The organism is Paenibacillus sp. FSL L8-0494, assembly GCF_038003695.1.
In the GTDB taxonomy this organism is placed as follows: Bacteria; Bacillota; Bacilli; order Paenibacillales; family Paenibacillaceae; genus Paenibacillus_AQ; species Paenibacillus_AQ odorifer.
In genome coordinates, this window is the sequence record NZ_JBBOPQ010000001.1 from 5,892,020 (window position 1) to 5,909,495 (window position 17,476).

The window sequence follows — 17,476 nt, forward strand, 5'->3', positions numbered from 1 at the left end:
ATCCCCCAAAAAGAAGGGTGTTCCAGCAGCCATTAACCCAGCCTTTGGAACACCCATCGATATCCTATGAAATATTAAAATACCTTCGCAATATTTGCTTCATTCTCACCTGCAAGAATGGTGTATTCTTTGGTCAACAGATTCGCTTCAAGCTTCGCCACACTGTTCTCATTTTTCCAAGTGATGTTCAGCTCATTCTCACTACCTTGTTCAATCTTGATCTCACCATCAAAAGCTGGACAGCTATTTCTGAATTTTAACAATGCGAACAGCTTTTGAACAACAGGACGTTGTACCTCAGCAGCAATTTCATCTTTAGAATAATAATGGCGGTTAATATTGCGTCCTTCTTTTGTGCTTTCGAGCAGCTCAATATCATTCTCGCCAGCCAATAGACCTACATAATAAATCTGTGGAATACCAGGGGCGAAGCACTGAATAGCTCTGGCCAAAAGATATGCCTGATCATCATTGCCAAGTGCAGAATAATAAGTGCAGTTAATTTGATAAATATCCAGATTATTATAAGCGGCGGAGCTATATTTTTTCTTAACATTCGCTCCTTGGCTATATAGGCTTTCTCTGGTCATTTCAGCTTCTTCGTCGGTCATCAGGTCCTTAACATCCACTACGCCGATGCCGTCATGCGTATCCAGGGTAGTGAATTGTTTTCTCGGACAGATCTCCAGCCAATGCGCAAGCCGATTTACTTGTCCACTATACAGAGCATGTAATACCAACATTGGCAGGGCAAAATCATAGACATAATAATCCTTGTCTGCAATCTTCAATTGAATGCTGTAATGCTCATGGATTTCCGGAAGAACAGTTACACCATAAGGTTCTACTACTTCTTTAGACAAATTCAACATTTCCCAAATATCCGGTTCTACGAAAAAGCAGTTGGTACCGATCTTTTTGTTGGCATAGGCAAAAGCGTCAAGCCGGATAATCGATGCTCCTTTATCAGCAAGAAAGGTCAGATTGTCTTTCACGAATTTCTTCGTAGTTTCCGTAGTCACGTCCAGATCAATCTGCTGCTCATCAAACGTACACCAAACCTTTTCCTTCGTCCCATCTTTAAAAGTAACCTCTACGTATGGCGCCCGCGGTTTACGTTTATAAATTAAATCCACATCAACCTCAGTTGGTTCACCGTTAGGCCAGAAATCCTTGTAACGAATGAATAAATCCTTATATTCCGATTCATCCTTCTTCTCAAGGAAATCTTGAAAGTATGGAGACTGCTGTGAAATGTGATTGATCATGAAATCATACATCATGTAGAACTTCTGGCTCATCTGTTCAATTTCCGCCCAGTCGCCAAAAGCTGAGTCAACCTTGGTGTAATCCATCGGGGCAAATCCCCGGTCGCCCGAAGAGGGGTAAAACGGCAATAAATGAACCCCACCCACGACTCCTTGCAAGTGTGTATCCAGTACTTCGTTTAGTTCTTTTAAATTGTTTCCCATGCTATCTGCGTAAGTGATAAGCATAGCTTCATTTTTAATCTGCATATTGGAGTTCTCCTTCTATTTCAATTTATACACTCTTGCTTCATAAGTCAGAGAAATCATCAAACTAATGTAATTTAATGAAAGCGTTCTCCTAAGAATCCTGTTCCTCCCTAGATGAACGTTTATTCAAAACCAATTTTATAGATGCGCAAATAATATGTCAAACGTTTTCATATAATTATATTCATATAATATAGACAAAATTATTGATATTTAATATTATACCTGAATATTTTGTGGTAACGTATAACATACCTATTATAACTATCAAAAACAATCTATGCTTTTACAATTGTTAGTCTTGATTAGTGTCAACAATCCAAGAAACGTTGTAGAATATAGATTAGAGCATTTTATGAAACGGGGATGAGGGTATGGCAAGTATTAAAGATGTTGCCAAGGAAGCGGGCGTTGCTGTAGCTACCGTGTCCAGAGTAATGAACAACCGGGGATATATCAGCAAAGAGACGCGTAAAAAAGTTGAACAAGCGATGGACGCCTTAGATTATCATCCTAATCAAATCGCCAGAGCCTTACAGAAGAATCAATCCTTTTTTATTGGGATTATTGTTCCAGATTCGAACCACCCTTTCTTTTCCGATCTCATCAAGTATGTTGAAATGAGTGCTAATGAAAAAAACTATAAATTGCTAATATGCAATTCTCTTGACGATCCTGAGAAAGAAGCCAACTATATTAGCATGCTTCGCCAGAATCAAGTAGATGGCATTATCATGTGCAGCCACACCATGAATATTGAAAGCTATAAAAAGGTCCCTTTCCCTATTGTCTCTTTTGACCGTTTTATTTCCTCCAACATTCCTTGTGTGGGATCGGATAATTACCGCGGTGGTGAGCTAGCTACCGAACATTTGATACAGCTGGGCTGTAAACGGTTGCTACATATCTCCGGCCCGCTAGATCTGGATATTCTAGCGAATCGTCGTCGGGATGCTTTTGTCATCACTAGTATGAAACATGGTGTAACCTACGATATTATCGAAGGTGCGCACAATAAGCTTACCTTTGATTATTTTTGGTCCTTTGTCACCGAAAATATCTCTCCAGCCCAACTTCGAGAATATGATGGAGTATTTTGCAGTAATGATATTGTGGCTTATGCTTTATACATTTATGCTGAACAGCAAGGCATTCGAGTGCCCGAGCAACTGAAAATCATCGGTTATGATTACCACAGCTTTACCCGCATGCTTCAGAGTCCTAAATTGACTACCATTATGCAACCTAGTGATCGGATCGGGGTCATGCTGACCAATACTCTCCTGCAAATGATCGAAAGTGCTGACGGAGAGCTAATCAACAACACTACTGTAGACGTAACTCTTATTAAAGGAGAGACTACTTAACGTATCTATTAAAAAGGTAGACTACCGTAATTAGCGGTGGCCTGCCTTTTTTTGTATTGCTTCATTAATAACGACTTTCAGGAATAACGGCTTTCAGGGCAATTATTGTAACAACTTCCGCTTCTCAGAATATGCTGATTGGGCAGGTTCCCATTTTTTAAAGGAATGAACAGGAGAAGTTCAAGGAGGAGATATAGAAATATGCCTGATTACAGACCATTTAAAGGCGATGCTATCCTAAACAAGCATGGAAGGATCAGCAGTCCTATTAGAAAGAGGGAGTGTAACGCACTATTAAAAATAGTCACTGATCTCTCTGCAGTGGTACCCCCCGTACTTACGAATCCCACAACACTTCATATTGTCAATCTCCAAAGAGTGTTAAGAGAGCTATTGGAATTCTTGCATACTTCTAAGTTATGCAGCCCTTTTAGAACTGAGCTACTTTCTGTAGTAGAGATAACCATTGTATCGACCGAAGTCAGTCCCTTCTCAGTCGTAAGCGTTGGCACTAATCTTCAACTGCTATTAGCTGAGTTATTATCTTTTATTCTCGCCACGAAGATTGACCCTAATTGCAAAGATCAGCTGATTATTCAGATCAGACATATTCAGGCTTCTATTACACAAGCAATTGGATTACCTATTAAAGGTGTGACTGGACCTCAAGGGCCACAGGGACCTCAGGGACCTCAGGGGCCGCAAGGATCTCAGGGGGTTCCGGGAGCAACGGGAACTACAGGGGCAGGGCTGCAAGGAATTGTTGCTTTTAATCCTGCATTAAGCCCTACTTATCCTGCCGGTCAAGTAGTAACCTTCAATGGCAGTACCTATATAGCTACTGTTGCGGGACCAACGGGAACACCTGGAAGTTCACCAGATTATTTATTAATTGCTGGGGGCTCCACAGGCCCCCAAGGACCTCAAGGACCTCAAGGACCTCAAGGAACACCGGGACTTCAAGGACCTCAGGGGCCGCAAGGGGTAGGGCTGCAAGGGATTGTAATCTTTAATCCTGCACAAAGTCCTACTTATCCAGCAGGTCAAGTAGTAACCTTCAATGGCAGCACCTATATTGCTACCGTCTCTGGACCTACTGGAATACCCGGGAGTTCACCAGATTACTTGTTAATCGCTGGTGGCGCGATGGGACCTCAAGGACCACAGGGTGTGCAGGGGATTCAAGGGCCAACAGGTGCGCAAGGACCAGCGGGTCCAGGCGTAGGAGCAACTGGAGCGACTGGCTCGACTGGCGCTGCAGGCTTGGCAGGCCCTGCTGGTGCAACGGGCGCGACGGGCGACCCCGGCACGGTCGGCGTTGCCGGAGCTACGGGTGCAACGGGTGCGACTGGTGATCCCGGCGCGGTCGGCGTTGCCGGAGCTACGGGTGCAACGGGTGCGACTGGTGATCCCGGTGCGGTCGGCGTTGCCGGAGCTACGGGTGCAACGGGTGATCCCGGCGCGGTTGGAGCTACTGGCATTACCGGAGTCACTGGTGCAACCGGTAACGGTGCAATTATTCCGCTGGCATCCGGAGGACCTATTATTATGACCACGGTTTTAGGTGGTTTGGTGGGAACAACAAGCCTTGTAGGCTTCGGAAGTTCAGCCACAGGCATTTCTCTTGTTGGCGGTAATGTTGATTTAACAGGTACTCTCCTTGGACCGCTTATCAACTTTGCATTCTCGACTCCTCGTGCAGGAGTGATAACATCCCTTGCTGCTTATTTCAGTAATACCATAGCTTTATCGCTGCTTGGTACTACAATAAATGTAACAGCACAGTTGTACCAATCGGCCACACCAAATAACACATTTACTGCTATTCCAGGGGCATTAGTAGCGCTCCCACCTATCACAGGTACTATTAATCTAGGAACTTTTGTCAATGGAATTACAAATGATATCAATTTTGCTGTAACACCACAGACACGTCTGCTTATGGTATTCTCAGCCACTGCTACAGGCCTCACCCTTGTAAATACAGTCACTGGTTATGCAAGTGCTGGCTTTACGATTGTATAATCATTAAAACAAATTCAAAAAAAGGCATCTGCCATTCCTTCTAAGGAGTGACAGATGCCTTTTTGGTAATATGCGGTACAATTACTTGATCTTTCGGACTCAAATGCCGCTATTCGTTAATTTATCCCTGTTTAGAGAGATCATCGGACCTGAGAGGCGCTATTGGGCAGAAATGGTGCTCAATAGCGTCTATTTTGTACAAATAACGCCTATGGGGTCCAATAGCAACTCAAAAATAGGAAAATATTGCAAATAAGAGCGCTTGAGTCCGATAGTCTGTCAATGCCACTCCCCGCTCTTCTTCTCTCCTACTCATGTCCGGAGGCTGAATCCCTATTACCGAAACCTTCCTTTCCTTTGGTCTCGATCAGGAGCTGCAGATACGCTGCTTATTACACCTCCTTCTATACACTTACAATCACTACTTAGAGTCTACTGTTTCTTTCCCACGTCGGATGAGCTGCTTACTATGCCTCCCTCTATACACTTACCTTAACTACTTAGGTCTACCGTACTCTCCCACGTCGGATGAGCTGCTTACTACGCCTCCTTCTATACACTTACCTTCACTACTTAGGGTCTACCGTTCTTTCCCACGTCTGATGAGCTGCTTACTACACCTCCTTCTATACACTTACAATCACTACTTAGGGTCTACCGTTCTCTCCCACGTCGGGTCAGCAGCTTATTACGCCCCTTCTATACACTTACCATCACTACTTAGGGTCTACCGTTCTTTCCCACGTCTGATGCGCTGCTTACTACGCCTCCCTCCATACTCTTACCATCACTACTTAGGGTCTACTGTTCTTTCCCATGTCGGGTGAGACGCTTACTACGCCCCTTCTATACTCTTACCTTCACTACTTAGAGTCTACTGTTCTTTCCCATGTCGGGTGAGACGCTTACTACGCCCCTTCTATACTCTTACCTTCACTACTTAGAGACTACTGTTCTTTCCCACGTCGGGTGAACTATATTTGATGCTGTGGTAGGGTAGGGACATTAAGTGGCGTTCTAGGTACAATATGCTTGTAAATGTTCAACATCCACCGGTTAGTAAAATACCAAAGGCTGGCTCATTCGTAGATTTCACTACTGATGAGCCAGCCTTTAGTTAGATATCCATTATATTAGGGAAATCCTCCCTAATATTCATCGATAATCGCTTTAAAATAAGGTTTTTAGGGAAATCCTCCCTAAAAATTCTTGCAAATACCCATTTATGGCTAAAAACACCCTATTATTAGGGAGGATTTCCCTAATCCACGTTCTAGGAGCCATAATTCCCTTCACTTTAGGGAGAATTTCCCTAATCCACGTTCTAGGAGCCATGCTCTCTATCACTTTAGGGAGAATTTCCCTAATTCACGTGCTAGAAGCCATAATCCCCTTCACTTTAGGGAGAATCCCCTAAAGTTCTACCCAGAAAGACGTCCCATAGCCAGCTCATGCTCCCTGGCTATGGGACGCCTTTTTCCACTTAAACGCTTCGCTTGTAAAGGTCTCCCTATAGATCAGCTAATCTGCTGACTGCCCTGCTGCTTCTCTAAGAAACGTTGAAGAATCGCATTGAATTGCTCCGGCTGGCATAGATTACTTGGATCTAATGCGTTCGGAATAATCGCCAACTGCGCATGTGGCAGCTGAGACACCATTTCCTTCATACAATTCACTCCAAATTCATTAAAGTCCCCTACAATACATAAAGCAGGACGTTTAAAAGCCTTTAAGCATCTGGTGTAATCAACATGGCTTGTAGCCAGTCTTTGCCGATATAGCTCCCGGGGACGTTTGTCCAGCAGCCCTCTTCTAATCTCATTGTAGGCCAGACTCCAGCGCTCTCGGTACATCATCCGAATCGAAGGCAACACCAGCTCGCTTGGGAGATAATACATTAGCAAACTGCAATATGCTGCCATAGTTTGTATTTTCCCTACAATTGTTGATCCGTGAGTCCTACAGAAGCTATCCGCGACCACAATGGCTTTCACACGCTCAGGATATTGTTTGGCAATATGCTGAACGACTAAGCCACCATAGGCGATTCCTACAAAAACTGCTTCACGAATACCTAGGTCATTCAACAGCATAATCAAATCCAGACATTGCGTCTCAATAATCTCATGTGGGGCCTCCAGCAGTTTACCAGACTTGCCATTCCCCCGTAAATCGCACAAAATCACTTTATATTTATCGGAAAAATACTCCAGCTGTGGTTTGAACATACTGTGTGTTAATCCATGTCCATGGATAAACACAACCGGAGTGCCAGTTCCATTGATTTCATAATAGAGCGAAGTTCCGTTCAGTTTAGCGATAGGCAAAGGTAACACCTCTTTCATAATAAATTCTACGTCTATATCTGCTTAAAAACGCAGCAAAAAACCACAGAGGGATTCTCTGTGGCTATTCATCACTAAACACGCCATTCATCCTCTCTCCATACGCTTACGAGGTTAGCTGTCGGATTCGGGCAGTGAGAGTTGCCCTACCTGCAGGGATGCATGTTATGCACCCGGAACAGGATTCACCCCATAACCAGTGCCGACTCTCACATCGGCTGCCAGTTGTTGGTTCCCCCGCTTTCCAGAAACGGAAATTAAGCGGATTGCTTATGTAATTGTAAATTTAAGATAATTGTCAGTTCTGAGATGAATCATACTCTTGTAAGGTTTGCTTGTAAAGGAGGGCTCTGGTCAAAATAATGTTGAAAGCAATGCTTTTCATTTCATATTGAGCATACTCTTCATTTTCTCTTTCTTTTGCTCTTGTTTACTCGTTTTATTTAAGAAAATGGCTCTGAACCAAGCCAAACGGAGGTTAAAACACCAGTACTTTCTATATAAAGGCCATCCTTTTCACTGGAGATATGAAAAAAGCTAAGCAGAATCAGAGGTATTCCCCTGTCCACTTAGCTTCCTCTTACAATACTATGGCTACAAAAGATCGGCGTTTTTCAATGCATGCTCCCAGCTTGGAAAAAAGAACAGCGCACTTCTCATAAGCTCAGGATCGCTCTGCTTTACTTGTTTTTTACTGATCGAGCTTCCGTCGCTTTGCAGCTTTTTGATCCGACTTAATACTTCATCAGCCTCCAAAGGAATTTCCATTGAAACACTCCTTTCTCAGTGACCTGTTTCCCTTCATTTTCTCCATAATATGTTTATTTATTCCGTACTCTTTATTTCCCCAGATTAAACCATCTGATAGATGGGTTGTTCAGCAATGAACCGGTTAGGAAGCATGGGATATTTGTCTGCTAAGATTTCAGCTAAATATTTCATTCCCGGCGCTTCACTCTCCGCATGACCTAACATGATGAGCGCTTTAGATCTGCCTTGGTGCCCTGCATCCCGCACATATTCCGGAGTCTCCCACTCTGGTCCCTCTCCAGCAATAATTAAATCAAGATTGTGATCATTAAAATGCGGAATAGCCATCGTCCCGCCTCCTCTGTAACCTACTAATATCCCTACGCGTTTGCAGGACAGAGACAGGTCACCGGCAGCGCGTACATAAGAGATCCCTAGCTTACTTTTAATATATTGAGCAGCTTCCAGTACAGTCATAGCAGGAATATTGAGAATCGTAGCAGCTGCTTGCTGCTCTTCCACGTATGCGGACCAATCTAGTTCTTGCAGTAAACCCACCATAATTCCATCCGGCTTTTGCCGATGCCAATAATCATGATAACGAAAAATAGCAATTTGGGAATGTTCGATCAGACTTTTTTTCGCATGATAAACCGGATCACCTTCTAACCACTCGCTCGCCGCATGATGGCTATAAAATACACCTTCATGCGTGATCAGCAAATTGGCTCCTAACGCTATTGCTTGCTCCACAACATTTTGTGTGGCAGAGAAGGCCGTAATAATCCCTGTGACTTCAGTTTCCGGTTCCCCTGGGTTCAGAATATCGACAGTGCCTTCTACCTGTTCCACAGTTCCCATTAAATCTTCCAGAATCGCTCTAATCGTGAGGCTCACTATCATCATCCCTCGATTCGAAATCTAATAAATCTTTCTGCCTTTAAGATCCTCAATTCCGCTCTTGCGGTAAAAATACGTATTGATCCGATCTCTCCATTCCTGCGCATGCTCTGCTTGCTCTTCAAGACGTTGCTTCACTTGCATATACAATCCACTATCCACGCCGCCTTCAAGTGATTCCCATGTCGCTAGAAGCTGTGCAGCCTGCTCAGCCCCCTCAAAATGAGTATCGTAGATATGCTGAATAATAGTTTGCCCCGATTGCAGAACATACGTGTATGGAACATGATGAAAGAACAGCAACAGCTCTTCCGGACAAGACGCTAGATTCTCATAATTTGATGCATTAAGCCCCATATACTGTCCGCTATAACCCGTTCCCGATTTGACTGAACGATCCACACCAATGCCCTTATGATCCGCATAATGGTACGTTCCCCACTTGGCGTATTCATACCCATCCACATTCGGCCCATAATGATGATCCGGATTAACCATCCAACCCACACCTAATGGAGCTGTGTAAGATTCGTAAATCCTCCATGAGTCCATCAACATCCCGCGAATAGCAGCCACTAGACCTTCATCAGTGCCAAAGGTAAGCCGAATCCATTCCTCAGCTATTTCTTTTGCCGTCAGCTCCGGATTCCAAATTAATCTTCCATATCCATACAGATTAGCTTGAGCTAACCCATGCCCCGTCCAGTTCATGTCATCTCCAACATTAGTTACAGCAGCCACACCATTATACTTATTTCCCCACACCGATCCGTCCACAACATGTTTCACAAGCGTAGTTTGCCCTTTGGCATAAGTATTGAAATCAAGGACTTCTTTCCACTGTGGAACAAGATAACAGAGATGCCGCTGCTGCCCCGTATATTCTTGAGCAATCTGAAACTCCATCAGATGATTGGTATGTTCCAGTGCGCCAAACAGCGGAGATACCGGTTCTCTGACTTGAAAATCCATCGGTCCATTCTTGATTTGCAGCACTACATTATCATTAAATCGGCCATCCAATGGTTTGAAATGATCATATGCCGCTCTGGCCCGATCTGTCTTACGGTCACGCCAATCCTGCTTGCAGTTATATACGAAACAACGCCAAATCACGATTCCGCCAAACGGCTCCAGTGCTTCTCCCAGCATGTTGGCGCCATCTGCATGGTCACGCCCGTAAGTGAATGGTCCTGGTCGATTTTCTGAATCCGCTTTGACCACAAACCCGCCAAAATCAGGTATCGCCCGATAAACCTCACTAGCCTTATCTTTCCACCATTGCCGCACCGCTGAATCCAGTGGATCAGCTGTCTCCAATGCTCCGATCTGTATCGGGCTGGCGAAGTTAGCACTGAGGAATAGCTTAATTCCGTATACGCGGAATATTCCTGCAATTAACGCGATATCAGGCAAATATTGCTCCGTTATAAATAGAGATTCAAGCTCATGAACATTCACATTGTTAATCGAAATCGCGTTGATCCCCACAGAGGACATCAATCTGGCATAATCACGCAGCCGCTTTGTATCGTTAAGAAATTGATTGGACTCGTAAAAAAAGGACCGTCCAGCATAGCCACGTTCAATACTGCCATCAAAATTATCCCAGTGATTAATCATTCGCAGGCCGTTCACCGGACTCATAGACAAATTCAGAGCGTCTATTTCGCTTTCTGTTCCTATCAGCCGTAAAAGATGGAATACGCCATACAATATTCCAACAGGCGTTGAAGCACCGATAGCGATACATTTCTCAGCAGCGTTTGTACGTATAAGGAAACCTTCAGCACCCAGTGAATCGGTTCGCTCTCCTGCGAATACTCTACCAATTAACGGATTCCCCCCTTGGAAGGTTCCTATAACGATACACGGTCCTTCTGATTGCGCTGTGAGCAGTGGCGCTTTGCCCAGCATAGAGGTCATCCCCTGTATGAATTCCGCGGCTGCCGCCTGAATCGTTTCGTTGTCCTCCGTTACAACCAGCTCACCACACCAATTTGTATATTGATTGTATAGAGATCCAGATTTCAGCTGGCCATAGTTGAGCCAAGCCTCATAAGCGGTATTTGTCATGTATATTCCTCCCGTATAAATAACCCGCCCTGGATTGAAAAGGACGGGTTCATAATTCGCAAGCTTGAGCAGGTTACCCGCTCTATGATTTGGTGACAGCGTTAAGCAATTGGTGATAAGCCGGCTTAGGATTATGCTGCTCATCGAATAGAAATGGCCAATTTTTCCGTCCCCGAACAGGGAAGCCGTCCAGCCATGTATAGTCATCCGCTGCTCCCCAGAAAGTGACTGAGCTAATCACGTCGCGGTATTCTTTCAACAGAGCAAACATCGCTTCATACCGCTCTGCCTGCAGCTCGAGCAGTTCGGCAGGTGCAACCTTTAAATCCATTCGTTTGTCATCGAAACGGAACATGGACACATCCAGCTCTGTCAATTGGAGCTGAAGCCCTAAAGATGCATACTTCTCAATAGCAGCACGTATTTCATCTAAGTCCGGATCGTATAGATTCCAGTGCGCTTGCAATCCGACGCCATGGATCGGTACTTCCTGTTCCAGCAGCGACTTCACCATTTTATAGATTTTGTCGCGCTTAAGGGGATTAGACTCGTTATAGTCGTTGTAGAATAACAAAGCCTTTGGATCGGCTTCATGAGCGAATTCAAACGCTTTGCCGATAAACTCCGGTCCGACAATATCCAGCCACTTTGACTGGCGAAGAAGTTCTTCTCCTTCATCTGCAATAACTTCATTTACAACATCCCAAGCATAGATATCTTCCTTGTAACGCCCAACCACGGTCTGAATATGTGATTTGAGCCGTGCAAGCAATGTCTCTTTGCTTACACGCCCGCCCATCTTATCCTCAAACAACCAGTCCGTAGTCTGGTTGTGCCAGACTAAAGTATGCCCACGCATAGCCATATGATGTTTTCGGGCGAAGGCAACCAACTGATCTGCTAGTTTAAAGTTATAAATGTCTTCAAGCGGATGCAGACTTTCAAACTTCATCTCATTTTCAGCGGTAATGCTATTGAAATGATAGGCGAGCAAATGCTCCTGTGATTGTATCGTCAACGGGTTAACGGCTGCGCCAATTTTGAAATCCTCAGCAAATATTGTTTTTAGAGCAGGTTCTGTGTAATCACTAGCTTGTCTCAACAAGTTCCCTCCTGACAAACGCATTTATATCAGTATTCGAATAATTAAGACTGATAATCGAACCAATCGAAGTAGGCAGGCACCTCAGCCACCTTGCCATGACCTGTTGCATATAAGCCGATAAGTACACCCGTAAATCCATTTCCTTTTACAGCTTGAGGGGATAATGGATACGCTGCTGCTGTTGATAGCTTATTCCACTCCTGCCCATCCAAAGAATACAGGAAGCTGTATTCGTTAAGCTCAGCCTTAGCTTTCAAATAAATTCGCTCGGCAGTAGTTGGAATCTCTGCCGCTGTATGGGTTATTCCATCCATGGTCACATGAGCTGTAATCACTCTTTGGCCGTTTTTTTGAACAAGTCCAATTTCATAATGAGCGTTCTCATCTAATCTGGCGCAAAGTCCAGCCTCCACATCAGCAATAGATGAAGGCATTTCAAGCAGTGTGCTCCATTCTGCTGAAGTATGCTGCTGTCTTCTGCCTACAAAAGCCACTTGGCCTACTTCACTGAGACCTTTCGGTTGTCCTCGAAGAGATAACCATCCCTGCCGTTCGTTTAAGGACCAGCTTCCCTCAGCCGGATTCCGCAGAAAGGCTAATCCCAGCGGCAATACATGTTCATCAAAATCATATCTTCCACTAGTCTCAGGTTTTGGTGATTGACCAGGTACACGTGAAACCTTCATTTCCAGTCCGACAGTGTCTTCATTATTATCGATCATCGGCCATCCGTCTTCAGTCCAGTTTACGGGAGCAAGGAAAGTCTCTCTTCCAAGCACAGTAAATTTTGCATCTACTAGTCTTACTCCAAGGAATACGGCCCACCAATCCCCGTTACGATCCTCAATCAAATCGGCATGCCCTAAATACTGAATGGGATTGTCAGTACCGCTGTGCGTCAATATCGGATGCGGCAATCGATCAAACGGTCCATAAGGAGAAGAGCTGCGGCCAATGATCTCCCGATGTTCCTTAGCCGTTCCTCCTGAAGCCGTCATGATATAGTACATTCCATTAATTTTGTACAAATGGGGGCCTTCCGTCCAAGGTCCGCCATCCCCAGTCCAGATGACAACAGGTTCTGTTAATGCTGCTCCTGTAGCGATATCTATCTCATATTGGATGGCATGGGAGTCATAATCTGCCCCCTGCTGGGTGGTTACATATACCTTTCCATCCTCATCAAACATTAGAGAAGGGTCAATTCCTCCATAAGGAATACTAATCGGATCTGACCACAGACCCGCAGGATCCGTAGCCGTAACATAGAAATTCCCTTTCCCGTGTATTTCGGTCGTTATCATGTAAAACGTTCCTTCATGATACCGGATCGTTGGGGCAAATATCCCTCCAGAGCTCTTGCTTTTACGTGTATCCAGCTGACTTACACGATTGAGCACATGACCTATTTGGGTCCAGTGAATCAAATCCTGACTATGAAAAATAGGTACGCCAGGGAAATACTCAAAGGAGCTGCAAACTAAATAGTAGTCATCCCCTGCCCGAGTGATACTTGGATCAGGATAGAAGCCTGGAAGTATCGGATTCGTGTATGTGATTGAAGATGGGGTCATAATTTAACAGACAACCTTCCTATTACTTAATAGTGATTGCAAGCTCCTTATTCCTTCACGCTTCCTACGTTCATTCCAACTACAAAATACTTTTGCATGAATGGATAGACTAGCAAAATTGGAACCGAAGCAACAATAGTAACGGCTGCACGAATGGACTTTGGAGTAACCATTGACCCCGCTGACTCTGCAGTTACCCCTGCCCCGTTAGCTACACTTGCGTTACTGTTCGCATTCATACTAGATGATATTAGTTTCATTAATTCATATTGCAATGTACTCAAGTGTTGGCGGGAAGAAGTGTAGATAAAAGCATCAAACCATGCGTTCCATGCACCTACCGCGACAAAAAGGGCGATTGTAGCAAGAACAGGTTTACACAAAGGGAAGACTACTTTCATGAAAATCTTGAATTCACCTGCACCGTCGATTCTCGCGGATTCCATAAGACTTTCATGCAAACCACCAATGTAAGTACGGATGACGATCATATTAAATGCACTTATCATAGTCGGTATTACATATACCCAAAACGTATTAATCAAATGAAGATCCTTAATTAGGAAATAGTTTGGAATCAGACCCGCATTAAAATACATGGTTAGGACGAAAATAAAGGTAATCTGTTTGCGGAAAACATATTCTTTCCGGCTTAAAGTATAAGCAAGCATTGTGGTTAAAAATAGATTCAGGATCGTAGATATCACTGTTCGTGCTACCGAAATCCAAAAAGCAGGAATAATTGTACCAGAGGCAAAAACTGCCTTGTAGTTTTGTATGGTCCACTCTCTAGGCCATAGATAAATACCGCCGCGGATGGTATCATTCCCCGCATTAAAGGAGACTGCTATAGTATTCAGGAATGGATACAAGGTAACAATAACTAGACAAACCATAAATATAGTATTGAAGGTGCCGAACACTACGGGTTCGAACCCCAAATTTCTCATCCGTTTTCCAGCATTACTTTTTGGAGATTTTTGAGGAATCAATTGAGTTTTTTCCATGATTATAACAGCCTCTCTTCCCCTAGCCGCTTCGAAGTCCAGTTAGCTAATAGCAGCAACGTTACACTTACGACTGTTTTAAATATACCACCCGCAGTAGCTAAGGAATAATTCCCTTGCCCAATCCCGTATTTCAATACAAATATATCAATCGTATCCGACCAGTCTACAGTAAGCCCGTTCCCTAATAAGTACGGAACCTCAAATCCGACATCCAGTACATGTCCTATGGACATTATCATCAGGATTACAATGGTTGGTCTAATTCCCGGCAATGTTACATTGAACATTTTTTTGTACCGGTTAGCCCCATCAATCTCAGCAGCCTCATATAAAGCTGGATCTATAGAAGCAATAGCAGCCAAGTAGATGATAGTACTCCATCCAACCTCTTTCCAGACGGTTGAAGCACCCACAATACCCCAGAAATACTTCCCTTCACTCAACCAAAGAATCGGTGAATCGATAAGATGTAATTTCATGAGTACGATGTTGATAATCCCGTCGTTAACCGAGAGGGAGACACCTACAATCCCTGTTACAATAATCCAAGAGAGGAAGTGAGGTAAGTAGGATATGGTCTGCACGGTTCTTTTCCAAAATACATTTTTGATTTCATTAAGAAGTAAGGCCAATGTTATTGCGGTTATAAATCCTAGAAAGAAATTAATTAATCCCATAGCCAGTGTGTTTCGTAGTACCCTTAAAAAGGTATCGTCCGTAAATAGAAACTTGAAGTGTTTCAAGCCAACCCACGTTTGTTCGCCAAAAGCCTTAGCTGGTTTATAATCCTGAAAAGCCATGGTCCATCCCCAGACGGGAACATAAGCAAATAATATAATATAAAGCAGCAATGGAACCGACATCCAAATTAGCTGTTTCTGATTCTTAATCAAATTCATAGTAATAGGTTGCTTCTTTTTTCTTTTAGGATGCCGGTTAACTTTTTTTCCCGTTAAAATCTCATCCATATATTTTCTCCCCACATCATCCATATATTTCAGAAAGTGGTTGGCTAATAAGCCACCACTTTCTGATTTTTAAGCATGCTCTAACTATTTAACACTCCAAGTATCAAATCTCCATTTAAGCTGTTCATTGATTCTGTCTTCGTAGGCTTTAACATCCGCTTTGTTAAGTTCTTTAACAAATTCAGCCCAAACTTTATCGAAATCGGAAGGACTAGCCAAGATTGCTTTTGGCAAGAACTTGGTTTTAACTTCTCCCATCTTCGTATCGGCAATTTTTGCTGGAGAGTTTTCAACAAGATCTATGGACCAAGCAGGGTAAGCTACTGGATTCGGTCCAGGCTTACTGAAGAAATCTACATAACTGTTGAATCCATATGCGTCGAGGACTTCCTTGTCAAACGCTTCCAATCCTGCCTTATATTCTTCTGGTTGGGCTGCCGCATCCGTTGAGTTACCGTCTGCAAAGTACCCTTGCATTTTCGGAGCGGTAGCATACCAAGCTTCTGCTTTGTTACTCAGCTTCCAAGTAGCATCAACTGCGTTATCCCGTTGTTCTTGGGTTCTCATAAAGCGGCCGTTTTCCACAATATAATCTTCGCCTTCAATACCCCAAGTGAGAGTTCTTTGCCAATCTTCTTGAATCAATGTGTCCATAAGTTTAAGGATTCTCACTGGATCCTTAGCATTGATAGTAATCCCGAATCCATTATTCAAGTTAAGCGCAGGGCGATCCAGATAATAATCTTTGGTGTTGGTATCATACACAAGAGGCAGACCTACATAAGTTCTCATATCTTTTTCTTGAGTCTTGAGTGAATCTTCTGCTTTACCAAAGTTCCAGTGCTGATCAAACATTCCTAGAACGGCTCCGCTGGACAATTTAGCTAAATATTGGTCATAATCCATCGTAAATGCTTCTTTATCAATAATACCCAATGCATTCATATCATTAAGCTTCTTATAGTACTGCTTAGCATAGTCTTTATCCGCAAAGATTTCTGCCACGTTATCCTTAACCACTACTCCGCCATCATTAGGATGTCCGATCAGATGCTGAGGAGCGTTAAACAATCCCCAGTTTCTCCAGTCTTTGTTATGAATTTCAAACCCAACTGTTGGTTGTCCATCAATGGTTGGATTCTTCTCTTTATACTTAACGATAAGATCGAAATACTCATCCAAAGTTTTAACCACTGGATAGCCAGCATCTTTAAGTACAGCTTTCTGAATCCAGAAAGCTGGGCCAGAGTAATAGGTTGAATTCACATCACCGTTATACGCACCATAGTTTGGAAGTGTATAAATATGTCCATCATTTGGATCCTTCATCATGTTCCAGTAAGCTGCGTAATGCGCTTTCAAATTTGGAGCGTGTTCTTCAATCAAGTCCTCGAGAGGAATAAATGCACCTGCTGCCGTCAGTTGGGTATTAGAACTCATTAGATCTGGATAATCCGAACCGGCAATCATAACGCCAAGCTTCTGTTTAAGATCTCCTGCCAAGAATTCGAAATTGAATGAGGCGCCTGTTTTTTCTTTAATCATTTTATAAATTTTATTATCTGGTGTTGGTTGCTGGCCTGCTTCTCCAAGAAAGATACTAATTTCGAAAGGTTCAATCTTATCAGAATTTGTTCCTGCTGCAGTTGAAGTGGCTGTTTCTGCTGGTTTGTCTTCCCCCTTAGCCGTCGTATTGTTGCTGTTATTTCCTCCGCACCCTGCTAAGGTAAAGCTTAGGGATAACACAGCAATCAGACTAAGTTTCCATTTGGATATTAACTTGCCCCCCATAAAGCACCTCCATATATTTGTTGGTGTAACAATGTTGTAAGCCCTTAC

The 17,476-nt window shown here is 43.6% G+C and carries 12 protein-coding genes and 1 riboswitch; of the genes, 2 read left to right on the forward strand and 10 right to left on the reverse strand.

All coding sequences use genetic code 11. The features are described from left to right. Positions 1 to 74: 74 nt before the first annotated feature. A complete protein-coding gene (gene gtfA, locus NYE35_RS26575; protein WP_076141801.1) occupies positions 75 to 1,517 on the reverse strand; it encodes a sucrose phosphorylase in 1,443 nt (480 codons plus the stop codon). A 374-nt stretch (positions 1,518 to 1,891) separates the two neighbouring features. On the opposite strand from gtfA, the gene NYE35_RS26580 reads away from it, so the two are divergent. Both NYE35_RS26580 and NYE35_RS26585 read left to right on the forward strand, forming a co-directional pair. Then, positions 1,892 to 2,884, forward strand: a complete 993-nt coding sequence (locus NYE35_RS26580) for a LacI family DNA-binding transcriptional regulator (RefSeq protein WP_036685385.1) — start codon at positions 1,892 to 1,894, stop codon at positions 2,882 to 2,884. A gap of 201 nt (positions 2,885 to 3,085) precedes the next feature. Further along, a complete protein-coding gene (locus NYE35_RS26585; RefSeq protein ID WP_341122256.1) occupies positions 3,086 to 4,909 on the forward strand; it encodes an exosporium glycoprotein BclB-related protein in 1,824 nt (607 codons plus the stop codon). A gap of 1,517 nt (positions 4,910 to 6,426) precedes the next feature. Here NYE35_RS26585 and NYE35_RS26590 read toward each other — a convergent pair. The 9 genes from NYE35_RS26590 to NYE35_RS26630 form a co-directional block, all read right to left on the reverse strand. Beyond that, a complete protein-coding gene (locus NYE35_RS26590; RefSeq protein ID WP_036685387.1) occupies positions 6,427 to 7,236 on the reverse strand; it encodes an alpha/beta fold hydrolase in 810 nt (269 codons plus the stop codon). 105 nt (positions 7,237 to 7,341) lie between these two features. Next, positions 7,342 to 7,528: riboswitch (cyclic di-AMP (ydaO/yuaA leader) on the reverse strand. Between the two features lie 320 nt (positions 7,529 to 7,848). Next, positions 7,849 to 8,022, reverse strand: coding sequence for a hypothetical protein (locus NYE35_RS26595; RefSeq protein WP_169744809.1), 174 nt, complete (start codon positions 8,020 to 8,022; stop codon positions 7,849 to 7,851). A gap of 84 nt (positions 8,023 to 8,106) precedes the next feature. Beyond that, complete coding sequence (locus NYE35_RS26600) at positions 8,107 to 8,901, reverse strand: Nif3-like dinuclear metal center hexameric protein (protein ID WP_370510609.1); 795 nt, start codon at positions 8,899 to 8,901, stop codon at positions 8,107 to 8,109. Between the two features lie 24 nt (positions 8,902 to 8,925). Continuing rightward, entirely contained in the window at positions 8,926 to 10,980 is a 2,055-nt protein-coding gene (locus tag NYE35_RS26605; RefSeq protein WP_094901819.1) for an alpha-glucuronidase family glycosyl hydrolase, read from the reverse strand. Between the two features lie 82 nt (positions 10,981 to 11,062). Next, on the reverse strand, positions 11,063 to 12,082 hold the full coding sequence (locus NYE35_RS26610) for an endo-1,4-beta-xylanase (protein WP_249267741.1): 1,020 nt from the start codon (positions 12,080 to 12,082) through the stop codon (positions 11,063 to 11,065). 44 nt (positions 12,083 to 12,126) lie between these two features. After that, positions 12,127 to 13,659, reverse strand: a complete 1,533-nt coding sequence (locus NYE35_RS26615; RefSeq protein WP_081388079.1) for a glycoside hydrolase family 43 protein — start codon at positions 13,657 to 13,659, stop codon at positions 12,127 to 12,129. Positions 13,660 to 13,706: 47 nt separating this feature from the next. Further along, positions 13,707 to 14,609, reverse strand: a complete 903-nt coding sequence (locus tag NYE35_RS26620) for a carbohydrate ABC transporter permease (RefSeq protein WP_036685620.1) — start codon at positions 14,607 to 14,609, stop codon at positions 13,707 to 13,709. 59 nt (positions 14,610 to 14,668) lie between these two features. Continuing rightward, positions 14,669 to 15,637, reverse strand: a complete 969-nt coding sequence (locus NYE35_RS26625; protein ID WP_036685395.1) for an ABC transporter permease — start codon at positions 15,635 to 15,637, stop codon at positions 14,669 to 14,671. A gap of 84 nt (positions 15,638 to 15,721) precedes the next feature. Next, positions 15,722 to 17,428, reverse strand: coding sequence for a sugar ABC transporter substrate-binding protein (locus NYE35_RS26630; RefSeq protein WP_076213689.1), 1,707 nt, complete (start codon positions 17,426 to 17,428; stop codon positions 15,722 to 15,724). Positions 17,429 to 17,476 lie beyond the last annotated feature (48 nt).

Excerpts from the sequence above, each read along its gene's own strand:
- NYE35_RS26630 (WP_076213689.1), bottom strand. The coding sequence starts at position 17,428 with ATGGGGGGCAAGTTAATATCCAAATGGAAACTTAGTCTGATTGCTGTG.
- NYE35_RS26580 (WP_036685385.1), top strand. The coding sequence starts at position 1,892 with ATGGCAAGTATTAAAGATGTTGCCAAGGAAGCGGGCGTTGCTGTAGCT.
- NYE35_RS26585 (WP_341122256.1), top strand. The coding sequence starts at position 3,086 with ATGCCTGATTACAGACCATTTAAAGGCGATGCTATCCTAAACAAGCAT.
- NYE35_RS26620 (WP_036685620.1), bottom strand. The coding sequence starts at position 14,609 with ATGAGAAATTTGGGGTTCGAACCCGTAGTGTTCGGCACCTTCAATACT.
- NYE35_RS26605 (WP_094901819.1), bottom strand. The coding sequence starts at position 10,980 with ATGACAAATACCGCTTATGAGGCTTGGCTCAACTATGGCCAGCTGAAA.
- NYE35_RS26595 (WP_169744809.1), bottom strand. The coding sequence starts at position 8,022 with ATGGAAATTCCTTTGGAGGCTGATGAAGTATTAAGTCGGATCAAAAAG.
- gtfA (WP_076141801.1), bottom strand. The coding sequence starts at position 1,517 with ATGCAGATTAAAAATGAAGCTATGCTTATCACTTACGCAGATAGCATG.
- NYE35_RS26625 (WP_036685395.1), bottom strand. The coding sequence starts at position 15,637 with ATGGATGAGATTTTAACGGGAAAAAAAGTTAACCGGCATCCTAAAAGA.
- NYE35_RS26615 (WP_081388079.1), bottom strand. The coding sequence starts at position 13,659 with ATGACCCCATCTTCAATCACATACACGAATCCGATACTTCCAGGCTTC.